Annotated in this window: 18 protein-coding genes; 11 read left to right on the forward strand and 7 right to left on the reverse strand. The window is 71.4% G+C overall.

The window, feature by feature from the left end:
• Nucleotides 1-38 precede the first annotated feature (38 nt).
• Nucleotides 39-965: a mycothiol synthase gene (gene mshD, locus ACH4MY_RS31190; RefSeq protein WP_398007164.1), complete on the reverse strand. Its 927-nt coding sequence runs from the start codon at nt 963-965 to the stop codon at nt 39-41.
• Between the two features lie 154 nt (nt 966-1,119).
• On the opposite strand from mshD, the gene ACH4MY_RS31195 reads away from it, so the two are divergent.
• Together ACH4MY_RS31195 and ACH4MY_RS31200 are read left to right on the forward strand one after the other, a co-directional pair.
• Nucleotides 1,120-2,940, forward strand: coding sequence for a bifunctional metallophosphatase/5'-nucleotidase (locus ACH4MY_RS31195; RefSeq protein WP_398007166.1), 1,821 nt, complete (start codon nt 1,120-1,122; stop codon nt 2,938-2,940).
• A gap of 134 nt (nt 2,941-3,074) precedes the next feature.
• A complete protein-coding gene (locus ACH4MY_RS31200) occupies nt 3,075-3,941 on the forward strand; it encodes a phosphatidylinositol-specific phospholipase C (protein ID WP_398007168.1) in 867 nt (288 codons plus the stop codon).
• On the opposite strand, the gene ACH4MY_RS31205 is transcribed toward ACH4MY_RS31200, so the two are convergent.
• The 5 genes from ACH4MY_RS31205 to ACH4MY_RS31225 form a co-directional block, all read right to left on the reverse strand.
• Entirely contained in the window at nt 3,906-5,360 is a 1,455-nt protein-coding gene (locus tag ACH4MY_RS31205) for a sensor histidine kinase (protein WP_398007170.1), read from the reverse strand. The genes ACH4MY_RS31200 and ACH4MY_RS31205 overlap by 36 nt on opposite strands.
• Nucleotides 5,357-6,085, reverse strand: a complete 729-nt coding sequence (locus tag ACH4MY_RS31210) for a response regulator transcription factor (protein ID WP_398007171.1) — start codon at nt 6,083-6,085, stop codon at nt 5,357-5,359. Before ACH4MY_RS31210 ends, ACH4MY_RS31205 begins: the two co-directional genes overlap by 4 nt.
• Nucleotides 6,086-6,117: 32 nt before the next feature.
• Nucleotides 6,118-7,296: a S1C family serine protease gene (locus ACH4MY_RS31215; RefSeq protein WP_398007172.1), complete on the reverse strand. Its 1,179-nt coding sequence runs from the start codon at nt 7,294-7,296 to the stop codon at nt 6,118-6,120.
• Between the two features lie 132 nt (nt 7,297-7,428).
• Nucleotides 7,429-8,457 carry a LacI family DNA-binding transcriptional regulator gene (locus ACH4MY_RS31220; RefSeq protein ID WP_398007174.1) on the reverse strand — a complete coding sequence of 343 codons (1,029 nt, stop codon included), beginning with the start codon at nt 8,455-8,457 and terminating at the stop codon, nt 7,429-7,431.
• Nucleotides 8,458-8,481: 24 nt separating this feature from the next.
• Entirely contained in the window at nt 8,482-9,309 is an 828-nt protein-coding gene (locus ACH4MY_RS31225) for a response regulator transcription factor (RefSeq protein WP_398007176.1), read from the reverse strand.
• Nucleotides 9,310-9,525: 216 nt separating this feature from the next.
• Here ACH4MY_RS31225 and ACH4MY_RS31230 point away from each other — a divergent pair, with 216 nt between their 5' ends.
• The 8 genes from ACH4MY_RS31230 (at nt 9,526) to ACH4MY_RS31265 (ending at nt 14,791) form a co-directional block, all read left to right on the forward strand.
• Entirely contained in the window at nt 9,526-10,347 is an 822-nt protein-coding gene (locus ACH4MY_RS31230) for an alpha/beta hydrolase (protein WP_398007177.1), read from the forward strand.
• A 45-nt stretch (nt 10,348-10,392) separates the two neighbouring features.
• On the forward strand, nt 10,393-10,647 hold the full coding sequence (locus ACH4MY_RS31235) for a MoaD/ThiS family protein (RefSeq protein WP_189834445.1): 255 nt from the start codon (nt 10,393-10,395) through the stop codon (nt 10,645-10,647).
• A gap of 10 nt (nt 10,648-10,657) precedes the next feature.
• Nucleotides 10,658-11,980 carry a hypothetical protein gene (locus tag ACH4MY_RS31240; RefSeq protein WP_398007179.1) on the forward strand — a complete coding sequence of 441 codons (1,323 nt, stop codon included), beginning with the start codon at nt 10,658-10,660 and terminating at the stop codon, nt 11,978-11,980.
• 115 nt (nt 11,981-12,095) lie between these two features.
• Nucleotides 12,096-12,782 carry a DUF2993 domain-containing protein gene (locus ACH4MY_RS31245; protein ID WP_398007180.1) on the forward strand — a complete coding sequence of 229 codons (687 nt, stop codon included), beginning with the start codon at nt 12,096-12,098 and terminating at the stop codon, nt 12,780-12,782.
• Between the two features lie 218 nt (nt 12,783-13,000).
• Nucleotides 13,001-13,081, forward strand: coding sequence for a putative leader peptide (locus ACH4MY_RS31250; protein WP_350497993.1), 81 nt, complete (start codon nt 13,001-13,003; stop codon nt 13,079-13,081).
• Nucleotides 13,082-13,245: 164 nt separating this feature from the next.
• Nucleotides 13,246-14,091 (forward strand): sulfurtransferase, encoded by an 846-nt coding sequence (locus ACH4MY_RS31255; protein ID WP_398007182.1) that lies wholly within the window; start codon nt 13,246-13,248, stop codon nt 14,089-14,091.
• Between the two features lie 51 nt (nt 14,092-14,142).
• Nucleotides 14,143-14,430: a DUF1416 domain-containing protein gene (locus ACH4MY_RS31260; RefSeq protein WP_015035121.1), complete on the forward strand. Its 288-nt coding sequence runs from the start codon at nt 14,143-14,145 to the stop codon at nt 14,428-14,430.
• Between the two features lie 97 nt (nt 14,431-14,527).
• Nucleotides 14,528-14,791: a DUF3099 domain-containing protein gene (locus ACH4MY_RS31265; RefSeq protein WP_073911713.1), complete on the forward strand. Its 264-nt coding sequence runs from the start codon at nt 14,528-14,530 to the stop codon at nt 14,789-14,791.
• Nucleotides 14,792-14,801: 10 nt separating this feature from the next.
• Here the strand turns inward: ACH4MY_RS31265 and ACH4MY_RS31270 are convergent, their stop codons facing one another.
• Entirely contained in the window at nt 14,802-15,167 is a 366-nt protein-coding gene (locus ACH4MY_RS31270; protein WP_398007184.1) for a DsrE family protein, read from the reverse strand.
• Nucleotides 15,168-15,378: 211 nt separating this feature from the next.
• Here ACH4MY_RS31270 and ACH4MY_RS31275 point away from each other — a divergent pair, with 211 nt between their 5' ends.
• Complete coding sequence (locus ACH4MY_RS31275; RefSeq protein ID WP_398007186.1) at nt 15,379-16,218, forward strand: hypothetical protein; 840 nt, start codon at nt 15,379-15,381, stop codon at nt 16,216-16,218.
• Nucleotides 16,219-16,234: the final 16 nt, after the last annotated feature.

Raw genomic sequence — 16,234 nt, forward strand, 5'->3', positions numbered from 1 at the left:
GGGGGCGGTGTCAACCGCCCCCCCCGTTACTTCCGTGTTCAGGACTCCGTGCGGTACATCAGATCCACCTCGTGCGTGACGAAGCCCAGCCGCTCGTACACCGTCACCGCCGCCGTGTTGTCGGCGTCCACGTACAGCATCGCCGTCGGCAGACCCTGCGCCGCCAGGTGCCGCAGACCGGTCGCGGTGAGGGCCTTGCCGAGGCCGCCGCCCTGCGCGTCGGGCAGGATGCCGACGACGTACACCTCGCCGAGCTGCTCCTCGGCGTGCGTCTTCGTCCAGTGGAAGCCGACGAGCCGGCCGTCCTTCTCGGCGAGGAAGAAGCCCTTCGGGTCGAACCAGGGCTCGGCGATCCGGTCGTCGAGGTCCCGCTGGGTGAGCGAGCCCTGCTCCGGGTGGTGGGCGAACGCCGCGGAGTTGACGGCCAGCCAGGCCGTGTCGTCCTGACCGGGGACGAAGGTACGGACGGTGACGCCCTCGGGGAACACCGGCTCCGGGATGTCCAGCGGGGTCAGGGTGCGCCGGAGCTGGCGCAGCTCGCGGAAGAGCGTCAGGCCGAGGACCTGGGCGAGGTGCCGGGCGGCGGACTTGCCGCCGTGCGCCCAGACGCGCAGCCGCTTGCCGGAGGCGCCGAGCAGGGCGGTGCCGAGCGCCCGGCCGTGGCCGCGGCCGCGGTGGGAGGGGTGGACGACCAGCTCGGCGGCGGGCGCCTCGATGGGATCCGTCTCCTCCAGCTGGGCGTAGCCGTACAGGTGGGTACCGACGGTCAGCAGGAAGTGCCGCACGCCCTCGCGGCTGCCGTGACGGAGGTAGAGCCGGCCCTGTTCGGACACGGCGTGCATGCCGTCGGACTGGGCCGCGGCCTCCAGGAGATCCAGTACGTCCTGGATCTGCTCGGGTGTGAGCTCGTCATACGTGTGGATCTGCCGTCCGGGTTCGAGGGCCGGCGCCGCGTCGGAAGTCATGGACCGAGCCTACGGCGACCCGCCGCCGCGCCGGGGAAAGGCGGCGGCAACTGTCTCGTAACCTGCTACCCCCTGTTGCGCTACGCGCGTTGACTCTAGGCTGCACCGGCAGACGTGGGAGTACGTCAAGACCGCAAATGGGGCAAGGGGAGAGATGGCAGCGACACCGAGGAAGAACAAGATGGCGCGGCGAATTCTCGCCGCCGGGGCGGGACTTGTGACGGTGGGGGCGCTCGTCGCCGCCATGCCGTCGGCCGGGGCCAGCGGCGACGCGTTCGCCGCCGGGCACGGCGAGGGCTGGGGCCGGATGGTCGACGTCCAGCTGCTCTCCTTCAACGACCTCCACGGCAACCTGGAGGCGCCGGCGGGTTCGTCCGGGCAGGTCACCCGGGTGAAGGAGGACGGCACCACCGAGAAGATCGACGCGGGCGGCGTCGAGTACCTGGCCACGCATCTGCGCCAGGCCCGCGAGGGGAATCGTTACTCCGTGACGGCGGCGGCCGGTGACCTCATCGGTGCGTCGCCCCTGCTGTCCGGGCTCTTCCACGACGAGCCGACCATCGGGGCCCTGAACAAGCTGGACCTCGACGTCACCTCGGTGGGCAACCACGAGTTCGACGAGGGCGCGGTCGAGCTGGCCCGTATGCAGAACGGCGGCTGTCACCCGACCGCCGGCTGTTTCGTCCAGGGCAAGAAGTTCAAGGGCGCCGACTTCCCCTACCTCGCCGCGAACGTGACGAAGGAGAAGACGGGCAAGCCGCTGCTCGACCCGTACTTCATCTGGGAGAAGAACGGCGTCCGGATCGGCTTCATCGGCGTGACCCTGGAGGGCACCCCGAACATCGTCACCGCCGAGGGCGTCAAGGGCCTCGCGTTCGGCGACGAGGTCGAGACGATCAACAAGTACACGAAGATCCTGGAGCGCAAGGGCGTCAAGTCCATCGTCGCCCTGATCCACGAGGGCGGCTCGCCGGCCTCCAGCTCGTACAACTACAACTGCGACAGCCCCGGTCCGGGCGACGGCATCTCCGGCCCGATCACCGAGATCGCCAAGAACGTCTCGCCGCAGGTCGACGCGCTGGTCACCGGTCACACGCACCAGGCGTACGTGTGCACCGTCCCCGACCCGTCGGGCAAGCCGCGTCTGGTCACCTCGGCGTCCTCGTACGGCAAGCTCTACACGGACACCACGCTGACCTACGACCGCCGCACCAAGGACATCGTGCGGACGGCCGTCGCCTCGGCCAACCACGTCGTCACGCGTGACGTGCCGAAGGCCGCGGACATGACGAAGCTGATCCAGGACTGGAACGCGCTGGCGGCGCCGATCGCCAACCGTCCGCAGGGCTGGATCGCCGCGGACATCAACGGCCGCGGCTCCACGGCGTACGAGAAGCCGCTCGGCGACGTGATCGCCGACGCGCAGCTGGAGGGCCTGGCCCCGGCGGACAAGGGCGGCGCGCAGCTGGCCCTGATGAACCCGGGCGGCATCCGCTCGGACCTCGTCCACAAGGCGTCCGGCGCCGAGGGCGACGGTGTGGTGACGTACGGCGAGTCGTTCACCGTGCAGCCCTTCACCAACATGATGAACGTGGTCGACCTCAGCGGCGCGAACCTGATCGCCGCGCTGAAGCAGCAGGTCAGCGGCTCGAACCTGAACGCCATCAAGATCCTCCAGGTCTCGAAGGGCCTCACCTACACGCTCGACATGACCAAGACGGGCGCGGACCGCGTCGTCGATGGCACGGTCAAGCTGAACGGCGAGCCGATCGACCCCTCGAAGTCCTACCGCGTCGCGATGAACGAGTTCCTCGCGGGCGGCGGCGACGGCTTCCCGGCCCTGGCCACCGGCACGAACAAGCTGGTCGGCGCCTCGGACCTGGACGTCTTCAACGCCTACCTGGCGGCCCACTCCTCGGCGGCGGCCCCGCTGCCGGTCCCGGCGGCGGACCGCATCACGGTCGTGCAGCCGTAGTTCCGACAGGCCCCTGACGGGGGCGGCGGTCCGCTTCGGCGGCCCGCCGCCCCCGTTCTCCGTTCTCCGTCGCTGTGCCCGGAGGGGCGACGCACCCTGGCGGGCTTTGTTGTGGACCTGTCATAGTGCGGCCCATGGAGCGACGACGCTTTCTCACAGGAGCCGTGGGCGCCATGGGCGCCGGGGCACTCCTCCTCGCGGGAGCCCCCACCGCCTCGGCCGTGGACACGCGCGCGTGGATGGGCGGACACGCGGACGGAACACCCCTCCAGCGGCTCACCATCCCCGGCACACACGACTCCGGCGCCCGGTTCGGCGGACCCTGGTCACAGTGCCAGAACACCACCATCGCCCAGCAGCTGGACAGCGGCATCCGGTTCCTGGACATCCGGTGCCGGGTGACCGGCGGATCCTTCGCCATCCACCACGGCGCCTCCTACCAGAACATGATGTTCGGGGACGTCCTCGTCGCCTGCCGGGACTTCCTCGCCGCACACCCCTCCGAGACCGTCCTCATGCGGGTCAAGCAGGAGTACTCGGAGGACTCCGACGCCACCTTCCGCTCGATCTTCGACGACTACCTCGACGGACGCGGCTGGCGCTCCCTCTTCCGGATCGGCAACGGGGTACCGCTCCTCGGCGAGGCCCGCGGACGGGTCGTGCTCATCGCCGACAACGGCGGCCTGCCCGGTGGCCTCAGATGGGGCGACAGCTCCGTCCTCGCCCTCCAGGACGACTGGAACGCGCTCCCCGACCCCAAGTACGCCAAGATCGAGGCCCACTTCCGCGCGGCCGTCCAGCAGCCCGGGCGGCTGTACGTGAACTTCGTCAGCACCTCCGCCTACCTGCCGCCCGTCTGGAACTCCGACCGGCTCAACCCGCGCGTGCACGGCTATCTGGACAGCGCGGCCGCGTCCGGCGCGAAGGGACTCGGGATCGTCCCCATGGACTTCCCGAACACCCGCTCAGGACTCGTCGAGGCCCTGCTCCGGCACAACTGACCCCTCCGGCGGTGGTGTCGGCGCCCCCGGCAGCCGTACCGTCGCCACCGTCCCGCCGTTCTCCGCCGGGGACAGGACGACCGTGCCGCCCGCGTGGTGGACCGTACGGGCCACGATCGAGAGGCCCAGACCCGAACCCGGGAGACTGCGGGCCGAGGGCGAGCGCCAGAAGCGGTCGAAGACGTGCGGGAGCTCGTCCGGGGGGATGCCGGGGCCCTGGTCGCGGACCGTCAGCTCGCCCCGCATCAGGACCACCTCGACCGTGCCCCCGGGCGGCGAGAACTTCACCGCGTTGTCCAGGACGTTCATCAGCGCCCGCTCCAGGGCGGCCGCGTCCGCCCGCACGTACCAGGGCGCCAGGTCCGTGACGAAGCCGAGCTCGGGGCCGCGCAGCCGCGCCCGGTCCAGGGCCGCCCGCAGAATCGTGTGGAGCGGCACCACTTCGAGCGGGCCCGGCTGCGCCGTGTCCGGGCGGGCCAGCTCCTGGAGGTCGCCGATGAGCGCCGCCAGCTCCGTCATCTGGGCCTTCACCGAGGCCATCAGGGCCCGCCGGTCCTCCGGCGGGATCGCCCGGCCCGTCTCCTCGCTGCGCGCGAGCAGTTCGACGTTCGTCCGGAGGGAGGTGAGGGGCGTGCGGAGTTCGTGGCCGGCGTCCGCGATCAGCTGCGACTGCCGGTCCCTGGACGTCGCGAGCGCCGCCGTCATCGCGTTGAACGAACGGGACAGACGGGCGATCTCGTCCTCGCCCTCCACCGGGATGCGGACGGTCAGGTCCTCGGTCGCCGCCACGTGCTCGACGGCGCCCGTCAGCCGGTTCACCGGTTCGAGGCCGGTCCGCGCCACCCACAGGCCGGCCGCGCCCGCGCCGACGACGCCGATCCCGGAGACCAGGAGCAGCACCCAGCGCAGGGTGGACATCGAGTTGTCGATCTCGGCGAGCGGCCGGGCGACGGAGACCGCGAGCCCGATCGGGCCCTCCTGCGGGTAGGTGTAGACCCGCATCTCCCGTCCGGTGTCGTCCTTGACCGTGTGCAGGACGAACTCCAGCTGCCCCCGGGCCACCGCGAGATCGCCGTCCCCCGCGGGGATCGCGGCCTTCCCCGAGGTGCACACGCTGCCGTTGGCGAGGATCACCTGCACCGTGTACGAGCCCGCCACCGGCGGCGGTGTGCTGCCCTGCCGGCAGAGGGCGAGCAGGCTCTGCACCCCGTTCGGGTCGAGCCGGGTGCTGCGCAGCGAGGAGTCCATCTCGGCCTCCAGCTGCGCGCGCGTCACGAACCAGCAGGCGAGCGAGACGGCCGCCACGGCGACCGCGACCGCGACCGCCGTGAGCAGCGCGAGGCGGGAGCGCAGGGGTCGCGAGCGGAACCAGGTCAGGGGCCGGAAGCGCGCCAGGGGACCCGTGCGGGGACCGTTCACTCCCCGCCCCCTCCGCGCAGCGCGTATCCCACGCCCCGCACCGTGTGCACGAGGCGCGGCTCGCCGCCCGCCTCCGTCTTGCGTCGCAGATACATCACGTACACGTCCAGCGAGTTCGAGCTCGGTTCGAAGTCGAAGCCCCACACGGCCTTGAGGATCTGTTCCCGGGTGAGCACCTGCCGCGGGTGCGCCAGGAACATCTCCAGGAGCGTGAACTCGGTGCGGGTCAGCTCCACCGTCCGCCCGCCGCGGGTCACCTCGCGGGTGGCCAGGTCCATCCGCAGGTCCTCGAAGGCCAGCACGTCGCCGTCGGCCGGGGAGGCGGCCGTGGCCCGGGCGTACGAGCTGCGCCGCAGCAGCGCCCTGATCCGGGCGAACAGTTCGTCCAGCTCGAAGGGCTTCACGAGGTAGTCGTCGGCGCCCGCGTCGAGCCCGGTGACCCGGTCGCCGACCGTGTCGCGGGCGGTGAGCATCAGGATCGGCACGGTGGAGCCGGAGGCCCTGATCCGGCGGGCGGCCGTCAGCCCGTCCATCCGGGGCATCTGGACGTCGAGGACGACGAGATCGGGGGCGTACGACTCCATCCGGGAGAGCGCGTCCAGACCGTCGACGGCGTCCTGCGTCCCGTATCCCTCGAAGGCGAGGCTGCGGCGCAGGGCCTCGCGCACGGCGGGCTCGTCGTCGACGATGAGGATGCGTTCGGCTTCGTGTCGCTGGTCGGTCATGGGCTCAGCGTCGCATGCCGCTCGTTCGCCGGTCAGCTGTCTCCGCCCGAGCGCAGGCTCTCCAGATCGGCCTTCACCGTGTCGACCGGGATCGCGAATCCGAGGCCGACGCTGCCGGCGGTGGAGCCGCTCGAAGAACTGGGCGAATACATGGCCGAATTGATTCCGATGATCTCCCCGTTCATATTGATCAACGCGCCGCCGGAATTACCCGGATTCAGCGAGGCGTCGGTCTGGAGCGCCTTGTACGTGGTCTTCGAGGAGCCGGTGTCGCCGTTGAACTGCTGTCCGCCGAACTCGAACGGCCAGCCCTGTCGCGGATCGTTCTGCTGTTCCTGCTGCCCGCTCCGGCTGTCGTCGTCCTTGGCGACGGTGACGTCCCGGTCGAGCGCGGAGACGATGCCGCTGGTGACGGTGCCGGTCAGACCCTCGGGGGAGCCGATGGCCACGACCTGGTCGCCCACCCGCACCGTGGACGAGTCGCCGAGCTTGGCGGTCTTGAGGCCGGAGGCGCCCTGCAGCTTGATGAGCGCCAGGTCCTTGTCGGGGTCGGTGCCGACGACCTCGGCCTTGTAGGACTTGCCGCTGCTGAGCTGCACGGTGATCTCGGACGCGCCGGAGATCACGTGGTTGTTGGTGACGATCTCGCCGTCGGAGGTGATGATCACGCCCGAGCCGGTGGACTTGCCGGCGTTCGAGCTCGCGGAGATCTCGACGATGGAGGGGGAGACGGCCTGGGCGACGCCGGCGACCGTGCCCGCGGTGCTCGCGGAGACGTTGGTGCCGCTCACCTGTGAGGAGGCGGTGACGGGGGTGTCGGAGGCGAGCTGCTGGACCAGCGTGGCGGTGCCGCCGCCGATCGCCGCCGCGGCGATGGCCACGGCCGCCATGAGGCCGACCCCGCGCTTGGCGCGACGGCGGGAGCCGGGGCCGCCGGCAGGAGCGGCGGACGGGGCGGACCCGGTGACGGGAGGGACCGGGGGGACGGTCGGCGGGACGTGCCCACCGGACGGCCAGACCGTGGTGCCGGGCTCGGTGACGATCGGCCGGGTGGAGAACGGCTGCGTGGCGTGCGGCTCGGTGACGATCGGCTGGGCCGCGGTCTGCTCGGCGCCGGTCGGCTGCGGGCCGCCCGGGGCGTACGGCGGCCTCGGCGGGTGCGGCGGGTAGTAGGGCTGCTGCTGCGGCTGCTGCTCCTGGAAGTCCGTCATGGCTCTGACTCTCGGATCCGTACATGAGAGCCGTCTGAGGACCGGCTGAGAAGCCCGACAGAAGCCTGTATGCCCGATATAAAGAACCCTCCCCGGGGGGAGGGTTCTCAGGGATCACAGGGCTCTCGTGGCTCAGCCGCCGTCGCAGCCGCAGGAACGGCGGACGACCAGGGCCGACGGGAAGAGCTTCACGCGCTCGCGGCGCGAACCCGCCACCCGGATCGAGTCGTCGAGGACCAGGTCCACCGCCGCCCGGGCCATCGCCGGCCGGTCCGAGGAGATCGTGGTCAGCGGCGGGTCGGTGAGCGCCGCCTCCTTCACGTCGTCGAAGCCGGCGACCGCCAGCTCCGAGGGCACCTCGATGCGCAGCTCGCGTGCCGCGCGCAGCACACCGAAGGCCTGGTCGTCGGTGGAGCAGAAGATGGCCGGCGGCCTGTCCGGGCCGGCGAGCAGCTTGAGGGCCACCTGATAGGCGTCGTAGCGGTTGTACGGGGCCTGGAAGAGCCGTCCCTCGATCGAGCGGCCCGCCTCCAGCATGGCGCGGCGCCAGCCCTCCTCGTGGTCGGCGACGGGGTCGCCGACGGCCGGGGTGTTCGGGATGCCGCCCATGCACGCCACGTACGCGTGGCCGTGCTCCAGGAGGTGCCGGGTGGCGAGCTGGGCGCCGCCGATGTCGTCGGTGACGACGGCGACGTCGTCCAGGGCCTCGGGCCGCTCGTGCAGCAGCACCACGCGCGCGTCCCAGGCCTCGATCTCGCTCGCTGCCCGCTCGCTCATGCCCTGGCTGACCAGGATCAGTCCGGAGACCCGCATGCCGAGGAAGGCGCGCAGGTAGTGGACCTCGCGCTCGTCGCGGTAGTCCGAGTTGCCGACGAGGACCATTTTTCCGCGCTCGGCGGCGGCCTGCTCGACCGCGTGCGCCATCTCCGCGAAGAACGGCTGCCGCGCGTCCGGGACGATCATGCCTATGAGGTCCGTGCGCCGGGACGCCATCGCCTGGGCGACCCGGTCGGGGCGGTAGCCCAGTTCCTTGATCGCGGCGAGGACACGCTCGCGCGTGGCCGGGGCGACCGGCCGGGGTCCGTTGTTGATGACGTAGCTCACGACCGCGGTCGAGGTACCTGCCAGTCGAGCTACGTCATCCCGCGTCACCTTGGCCACGCGCGGCAGTCTACGCGGGGTGACCTACCTACCGGCAGGTCGCACTGTGGCATCCGCCACGTTCCTGTCCTCCGAGGGGGTGACGTCCCCCGTGGCGTCCTTGACGCGGGTGTCCGCGCGGGCGCCCTCCTTGGTGCGGGCCTCCTCCTTGGCACGCGCCTCCTCCGCCGCCCGCTCGACCTTCTCGGGGGTGACGAAGCGGTAGCCGACGTTACGGACGGTGCCGATCAGCGACTCGTGCTCCGGGCCGAGCTTGGCCCGCAGACGCCGTACGTGGACGTCGACCGTCCGGGTGCCGCCGAAGTAGTCGTACCCCCACACCTCCTGGAGGAGCTGGGCACGCGTGAAGACCCGGCCCGGGTGCTGGGCCAGGTACTTGAGGAGCTCGAACTCCTTGAAGGTCAGGTCCAGGACCCGGCCCTTGAGCTTCGCGCTGTACGTCGCCTCGTCGACCGACAGGTCGCCGTTGCGGATCTCCATGGGGGAGTCGTCGGCGACGATCTGCTGGCGGCCCATCGCGAGGCGCAGCCGCGCCTCGACCTCGGCGGGGCCCGCGGTGTCGAGGAGGACGTCGTCGATGCCCCAGTCGGCGGTGACGGCCGCGAGACCGCCCTCCGTGACGACGAGGATCAGCGGACAGCCGGGCCCCGTGGAGCGCAGCAGCTGGCAGAGCGAACGTACCTGCGGCAGGTCGCGCCGCCCGTCGACGAGGATCACGTCCGCGCCGGGGGTGTCCACGAGGGCGGGGCCCTCCGCCGGGGCGACCCGGACGTTGTGCAGGAGAAGGCCGAGGGCGGGCAGCACCTCGGTGGACGGCTGGAGGGCGTTGGTCAGGAGCAGCAAGGAGCTCATGCCGCCTCACCCGCCGTCGGTCGGTCGTGCTTCGTTCGCTCGCTCATCACGCGGTTCCTCCTCGGTCCCTGCGAGGACGTGCACTGCTTCGTACAGATCACTGCCGGCCCTCGCGCCCTGAGAGCTCTTGTTCATCCGTCCGTAACAACGGTCGGAAAACGCAAAAGGACCCGGGGGCTACGTCGCCCGGATCCTCTGCACAGGAGAATAGCCCACATGAGTTCAGAGGGAGAGGGTGGATTTCATATGGTGGATGTCTCCCTGATCACTTCCGGCTCCCGTCGGGCAATGTTGCGTACCGATGACGGTGTCCGTATCGAGGCGGTTTACGAACCCTCCACGGCAAGTGTCACCGATACGGCGGACACCGGTACGGCGGTGGTCGTGGCCCACGGGTTCACCGGGGCGGCCGACCGGCCCGCCGTCCGGCGCGCCGCCCGGGTCCTCGCGGAGCGCGGCGCGGCCGTCGTCACCTTCTCCTTCCGCGGCCACGGCGGCTCCGGCGGCCTCTCCACCGTCGGCGACCGGGAGGTCCTCGACCTGTCCGCCGCCGTCCGCTGGGCACGTGAGCTCGGCCACGCGCGCGTGGCGACGCTCGGCTTCTCCATGGGCGGGTCCGTGGTCCTGCGCCACGCCGCCCTGGACCGGGAGACGGAAGGACGCGCCGACGCGGTGGCCGCCGTCTCCGCGCCCGCCCGCTGGTACTACCGGGGTACGGCTCCGATGCGCCGCGTCCACTGGGTGGTCACCCGCCCGGCGGGCCGCCTCGTCGGGCGGTACGGCTTCCGCACCCGGATCGACCGGCGCGCCTGGGACCCCGTGCCCCTCTCCCCCGTGGAGGCGGTGCCGCTGATCGCGCCGACCCCGCTGCTCGTCGTGCACGGCGACCGGGACGCCTACTTCCCGCTCGACCACCCGCGGATGCTGGCCGGGGCCGGCGAGGCGGAACTGTGGCTGGAGCGGGGGATGGGCCACGCCGAGAACGCCGCCGACGAGGAGCTGCTCGCCCGGCTCGGGGACTGGCTCACCCGCGCGTAGCCCATCATGGGGGGCGGCGCGCACACGAACGAAGGGAGCGCCGCTATGGCAGCGGGAACCATCCGCTACTGGGCCGCGGCCAAGGCCGCCGCCGGTGTCGCGGAGGAGCCTTACACCGCCGAGCACCTCGCCGAGGCCCTCGACGCGGCCCGCGCGAAGCACCCGGGCGAGCTCGTCCAGGTCCTCCGCCGGTGCTCGTTCCTGGTCGACGGCGACCCCGTCGGGACCCGGAGCCATGAGACGGTACGGCTTGCCGAGGGCGGCACGGTCGAGGTGCTCCCCCCGTTCGCAGGAGGGTGAACCCCACAGCATGAGCAATGACCAGCACTACGGCGGTCAGCAGTACGACCCGTACGCGAACGGGAACGGGCAGCCGGACCAGGGTGAGCGGAGCCGCGAGCAGAGCCGCGAGCAGAGCCGCGAGCAGAGCCCCGACGTCACGCAGACGTGGGAGGGGCAGACCTGGGACACCCAGTACCAGCCGGCCGTCTCGTACGAGCAGCTCCAGGCCGACCGGGCACAGGCCGCGCAGGCGCAGGCGCAGGCACAGGCCGCCCAGGCCCAGCAGCAGTACCAGGGTCAGGCCCCCGCGCCGGTGTCCTACGGGGCGCAGGAGGGGTACCCGCAGCAGCCGTACGAGCCGTACCGGTCCGCGCCCACGCCCACGTACGAGTCGTACGGGACGCCCGCCGCGTACTACGCCGAGCCGCAGCAGGCCCAGGCACACGCCCAGGCACACGCCCACGCGCAGGCGCAGGCGCAGGCGCCGGCCCCGGTCCAGGCCCCCGCGGCCCCGGTGGAGACCGCACCCGCGCCCGCCCCCGTGGCCGAGGCGGGGCCGTCCTACTCCTCGCCCACCACCTCCGGGAACACCCGGATCACCGATGCCCAGCGCGCCCGCGCCGAAGGGCGCTCGCCCGTGATCGAGCCCGGGATGCAGCCCGCCGCGCTGACCGCCGTCCTCGGACTGCTGATCGCCGGCGGCGCCGCCCTCGGCACCTACGGGCTCCTCCTCCCGCTCGTCCTGCTCCAGGGCCTCACCGCCGCCGGCTGGTTCCGGCTCAACGGCATGTGGCCCGCCCGGCAGGGCATCGCCCTCGCCTTCGCGGGCGGTCTCGTCGCCGACGCCGCCCTGCTCGCCACCGGCCGGGAGAACGCGGCCCCCGCGATCCTCGGCACGCTCGGCGTCTGGGTGCTGCTCTGCCTGGTCCTCCAGCTGCGCAGCCACGCCGACCCGGACGAGCGCATGTACGGCCTGATGGCCACCATCGCCTCCGCCGCGCTCACCGTCGTCGCGACCGGACTCCTCGGCGCCGATCCCGACGCGGTCGTGGTCGGCGGGATCGCGGTCGCCGCCGCCGTCCTCGCCCGGGCGCTCCCGCTGCCGGGACCCGTCTCCCTGGTCGCCGCGCTGCTCGCCTCCGCGGGCGCGGGGATCGCGGCCGGCGGCTTCACCGACCTGGGCGCCTCCGGGGCGCTCCTCGGCCTCGGTGCCGGGGTCTGCGCGCTGGTCGGCCTGCGGGCGGCCAGTTACGACTACCCGTCCCGTTTCGTGCACATGACGGCCGGTGTCGCGCTGCCGCTGACGGCCGCCGCGCCCGCCGTCTACCTGCTGGGCCGGGCCCTGGTCTGACCCGGACCGGACCCTGATCCGGCATTCCACGGGAACCAACCGGCCCCCCGGCACGTCGATCTTCGTGTCGGGGGGCCGAACGCATATTCACTTCCATCGGGGGGACACACAGCCCATGCGAGCACTGCGGATTCTGTTGATCGTGGCCGTCGTGCTGGGCGGGGTCCTCGTGGGGATCGACCGGCTGGCCGTGGCGTGGGCGGAGGACGAGGCGGCGGGCCGGGTGAAGCTGTCCGCCGCGCGCACCGAGTCGATCGAGGTCGACATCAAGGGCTTTCCCTTCCTCACCCAGGTCGCCGGCAAGCGGTTCGACGAGGTGGACGTGAAGGCGGCCGGGATCACCGCGACGGCGGGCGACAAGCAGATCCGGGTCGGCGAGCTGACCGTGGCGCTGCGGGACGTGACCGTGACCGGTGACTGGGCGGGCGCGAAGGCGGGTTCCGCGAGCGGGACCGCCCTCATCTCGTACGCGGACCTCACGGCCGCCTCCGACCAGGAGGCCACCGTCGCCTACGGCGGCAACGGCAAGGTGAAGGTGACCGGCGGAGTGAAGGTCATGGGCCGCACCCTGACCCGCACGGTGGTCTCGACGGTGAGCGTGGTGAACGGCGACACGATCCGGGTCCGCGCCGACGAGGTGCCCGGCGAGGGCATCCCCGGCATCGAGGAACTGGTCCGCGCGCGCACCGACTTCGAGCGGCCGATCGGTGCGATCGCCGGGATGAAGGTCGAGAAGGTCGAGCCGCGACCGGACGGTCTGGCCGTCTCCGTGACCGGCAAGGACGTCGTCCTGGCGGGCTGACAGCCCCCCGCTCGGCGCTCGGATACTCCTCGGTACGTACCCGTTGGTCACATGCTGAGACGCAGCTGTCCGATCCGTAGAAACACTGGCGGACGCCTCGCTCCGGAGGCGCCCGGAGCCCCCTCGCGCAGTGATCGCGTCTCGCATCTCGGACGATCGCGTCTCAAAATACGACACGCCGGTGACACGGCCGCCTGTCCGTCCCTACGATCGTGGGCATGAAGCGACAGGCGGATCTCACGAAGCGGCGGGCAGTAGACCTGTGCCGCGTCGCCGCCATGCTCTGTCGCTCCGTCTGAGCGGGACTCACCACTCCCGTATTCCTCAGGCCCTCCGACGAGGTCAGGGCCGCCCTGTGTAGAGCCGTACGCACGTCCGTTCCGCACGTCCCTCACGCCCGTGACGACGCGTACGCAGCCACACCCGCACCACACCGCCGCACACTGCCCCGGAGGAGAACAACATGGCTCGCAGCGACGTCCTGGTCGACGCGGACTGGGTCGAGGCCAACCTCGACAACCCGCAGGTCGCCATCGTCGAGGTCGACGAGGACACCTCGGCCTACGAGAAGAACCACATCCGCAACGCCGTCCGTATCGACTGGACCCAGGACCTGCAGGACCCGGTCCGCCGCGACTTCATCGACCAGGAGGGCTTCGAGAAGCTCCTCTCGGCCAAGGGCATCGCGAACGACACCACGGTCGTCCTCTACGGCGGCAACAACAACTGGTTCGCCTCCTACGCCTACTGGTACTTCAAGCTCTACGGCCACCAGGACGTGAAGCTCCTCGACGGCGGCCGCAAGAAGTGGGAGCTCGACTCCCGCGACCTGGTCGACGGCTCCGCCGTGCCGGCCCGCCCGGCCACCGCGTACAAGGCCCAGGCCCAGGACTCCTCGATCCGCGCCTTCCGCGACGACGTCGTGGCCGCGATCGGCGCCCAGAACCTGGTCGACGTCCGCTCGCCCGACGAGTTCTCCGGCAAGCTGCTCGCCCCGGCGCACCTCCCGCAGGAGCAGTCGCAGCGCCCCGGCCACGTGCCGAGCGCCCGCAACATCCCGTGGTCGAAGAACGCCAACGACGACGGCACCTTCAAGTCGGACGACGAGCTCAAGGCCCTCTACGAGGACGAGCAGGTCGATCTGGCGAAGGACACCATCGCCTACTGCCGCATCGGTGAGCGCTCCGCGCTCACGTGGTTCGTCCTGCACGAGCTGCTCGAGGTCACGAACGTCAAGAACTACGACGGCTCGTGGACCGAGTACGGCTCCCTCGTCGGCGTGCCGATCGAGCTCGGCGCCAACAAGTAATTCCCCGGATCCTCCCTCCTCCGGACCCCTCGACCGTAAGGACAGAACGACATGTGTGGAGCGCAGCCCGGCGGCCCCGACGCCTCGACGATCAAGCCCGGTGAGACCACCATCCAGGGCTTCGTGACCAAGGACGGCCAGCCCGTCACCGGTTACGTCCGCCTCCTGGACTCGACCGGCGAGTTCACGGCCGAGGTCCCGACCTCCGCCACCGGCCAGTTCCGTTTCTACGCGGCCGAGGGCACGTGGACCGTCCGCGCCCTGGTCCCCGGCGGCACCGCCGACCGTCAGGTCGTGGCGCAGCACGGTGGCCTCGCCGAGGTCGCCATCGCGGTCTGACCCGCGACACCGAACCGGCCGAAGGGTCGTGCCTCCTGGGGGGTTGGACGCCATTTCCAGGACTTGAGGCACGGCCCTTCGGTCGTACCCTGAAGGTGTGTACGCACGACGTCGCCACGTCTACTTCTGGATGATGGGCGCCTGCCTGCTGCTCTTCGTGGGCGCCTGGGCCGTCGTGCGGCTCTTCTCGATGCCGGTGGCCATCGGCATGTGCGTGGTGGCCATGGTCATCCCCCCGGTCGCCGCGATGGTCGCGAACCGCAGGGGCCCCGAGGACCGCTGGTGGGACGACCCCTCGGGGGACCCGAAGTCGGACGAGTGGTGGGACGAGCTGGACGGCAAGAAGCGCCGGGAGCCGTGACGGCGGCCGGCTAGTAGACGAGCGCCTGCGTCCCGTCCGCCATCGCCTCCTGGACGAAGAGCTGGGCGCCGGCGATGCGGAAGCCCTCCAGGAGGTCCTTCTCCTCGATCTCGCGGCGCGCGGCGCACTGGGTGCAGACCGTGATGCGGCCGCCGGCCGCCAGGATCGAGTCGATCAGGTCCGGCAGCGGCGCGGCGTGCGGGAGCTCGAACTCGGCGGCGCGGCCCGGGAGCGCGAACCACGAGGACTCGCCGGTCAGCCAGAGGGACACCTCGACGCCGCTGGCGGCGGCGACGGCGGCCACCGTGAAGGCCTGTGAGCAGCGTTCGGGGGCGTCGGCCCCCGCGGTCACCTTGAGCACGAGCTTGTTCGGCATATACCGAACTGTAATGTGCCGCACCGCAACCCCCTGTGCCCCTCGCGTGTCTCGTGGGTGCGCGGATGACGGAATCCGCGCTTCAGGTCTCGTGGGGGGACTCTTGAGCGTCGAAGAAAGTATCCAAAATCCGGAAACGGCTCCGCCGCCGGAACCGGAGCCCGGGGCGGAAACGGTCCCTCCGGTCGCCTCGGAAGGCGAGCCGGCGGATGTGTCTCCGGCCACACCGGCCGCCGCACCTGCCGCTGCCGCACCGGCTGCCGCACTGCCGGCCCAGCCGTCGGACGCACCGTCGGACGCGCCGTCGGACCCGCAGCCGGCCGTACGGCCCCGCCGCCGTGTCCTCCGTACGGTCGGGCTGATCGCCGTCGCCGCCGTCATCGGTCTCGTCGGCGGCACCGCCGTCGGCTACCGCATCCAGGCCGACCGCGAACCGACCGCGCTTCCGCCGCTGAACCAGCCGGATCTCGCGTACCCGGCGAAGCTCACGAAGGGCGCGAAGCCGAAGCCGCTGCCCGCCTCCGAGGACCTCCGGGCCAAGGCGGAGGGCGACCTGCGGAAGCTGCTGCTGCCGAGGCCCGCCGGATCGAAGAAGAGCGACTTCGCCGACCGTGACGGCTGGATGCCGGTCAACGAGTTCGCCGCGAACTTCAAGGACCAGGGCTCCGCCCTCGACCACCAGCTGGACCTGGGGGTCCGGCGGATCGCGGTCACGTCCTGGAAGACCGGCCGGTTCAAGACGAGCGAGATCCGGCTGGTCCAGTACCGCTCGGGCGACGTCCTCGGAGCGCAGGAGTTCGTCGACGACCAGCAGTCGTACATGCCGGACGAGGACTTCGCCGACAGCGAGGGCACGGAGCTCAAGGGCTCGACCAACGGCCGCTACTACCTCTTCCCGGTGAGCCGGGAGGCCGGGTACATGGACCTGTACGAGGCCCGGGCCTACTTCTACCGCGGCGACATCGCGGTCGAGATCTTCGTCGTGGACACGAAGAAGATCTCCGAGAAGGACATCCGTTCGCTGGCCGAGCGACAGCTGGGGCGCCTGTGAGTGAGGACCGGAACGA

The sequence above is a fragment of the Streptomyces sp. NPDC017246 genome (assembly GCF_044331325.1).
In the GTDB taxonomy this organism is placed as follows: domain Bacteria; phylum Actinomycetota; class Actinomycetes; order Streptomycetales; family Streptomycetaceae; genus Streptomyces.

What these genes read in the sequence shown, in the direction of transcription:
- mshD (WP_398007164.1), bottom strand. Translation starts at nt 965, where the DNA reads ATGACTTCCGACGCGGCGCCGGCCCTCGAACCCGGACGGCAGATCCAC.
- ACH4MY_RS31195 (WP_398007166.1), top strand. Translation starts at nt 1,120, where the DNA reads ATGGCAGCGACACCGAGGAAGAACAAGATGGCGCGGCGAATTCTCGCC.
- ACH4MY_RS31200 (WP_398007168.1), top strand. Translation starts at nt 3,075, where the DNA reads ATGGAGCGACGACGCTTTCTCACAGGAGCCGTGGGCGCCATGGGCGCC.
- ACH4MY_RS31210 (WP_398007171.1), bottom strand. Translation starts at nt 6,085, where the DNA reads ATGACCGACCAGCGACACGAAGCCGAACGCATCCTCATCGTCGACGAC.
- ACH4MY_RS31215 (WP_398007172.1), bottom strand. Translation starts at nt 7,296, where the DNA reads ATGACGGACTTCCAGGAGCAGCAGCCGCAGCAGCAGCCCTACTACCCG.
- ACH4MY_RS31225 (WP_398007176.1), bottom strand. Translation starts at nt 9,309, where the DNA reads ATGAGCTCCTTGCTGCTCCTGACCAACGCCCTCCAGCCGTCCACCGAG.
- ACH4MY_RS31230 (WP_398007177.1), top strand. Translation starts at nt 9,526, where the DNA reads ATGAGTTCAGAGGGAGAGGGTGGATTTCATATGGTGGATGTCTCCCTG.
- ACH4MY_RS31235 (WP_189834445.1), top strand. Translation starts at nt 10,393, where the DNA reads ATGGCAGCGGGAACCATCCGCTACTGGGCCGCGGCCAAGGCCGCCGCC.
- ACH4MY_RS31240 (WP_398007179.1), top strand. Translation starts at nt 10,658, where the DNA reads ATGAGCAATGACCAGCACTACGGCGGTCAGCAGTACGACCCGTACGCG.
- ACH4MY_RS31245 (WP_398007180.1), top strand. Translation starts at nt 12,096, where the DNA reads ATGCGAGCACTGCGGATTCTGTTGATCGTGGCCGTCGTGCTGGGCGGG.
- ACH4MY_RS31250 (WP_350497993.1), top strand. Translation starts at nt 13,001, where the DNA reads ATGAAGCGACAGGCGGATCTCACGAAGCGGCGGGCAGTAGACCTGTGC.
- ACH4MY_RS31255 (WP_398007182.1), top strand. Translation starts at nt 13,246, where the DNA reads ATGGCTCGCAGCGACGTCCTGGTCGACGCGGACTGGGTCGAGGCCAAC.
- ACH4MY_RS31260 (WP_015035121.1), top strand. Translation starts at nt 14,143, where the DNA reads ATGTGTGGAGCGCAGCCCGGCGGCCCCGACGCCTCGACGATCAAGCCC.
- ACH4MY_RS31270 (WP_398007184.1), bottom strand. Translation starts at nt 15,167, where the DNA reads ATGCCGAACAAGCTCGTGCTCAAGGTGACCGCGGGGGCCGACGCCCCC.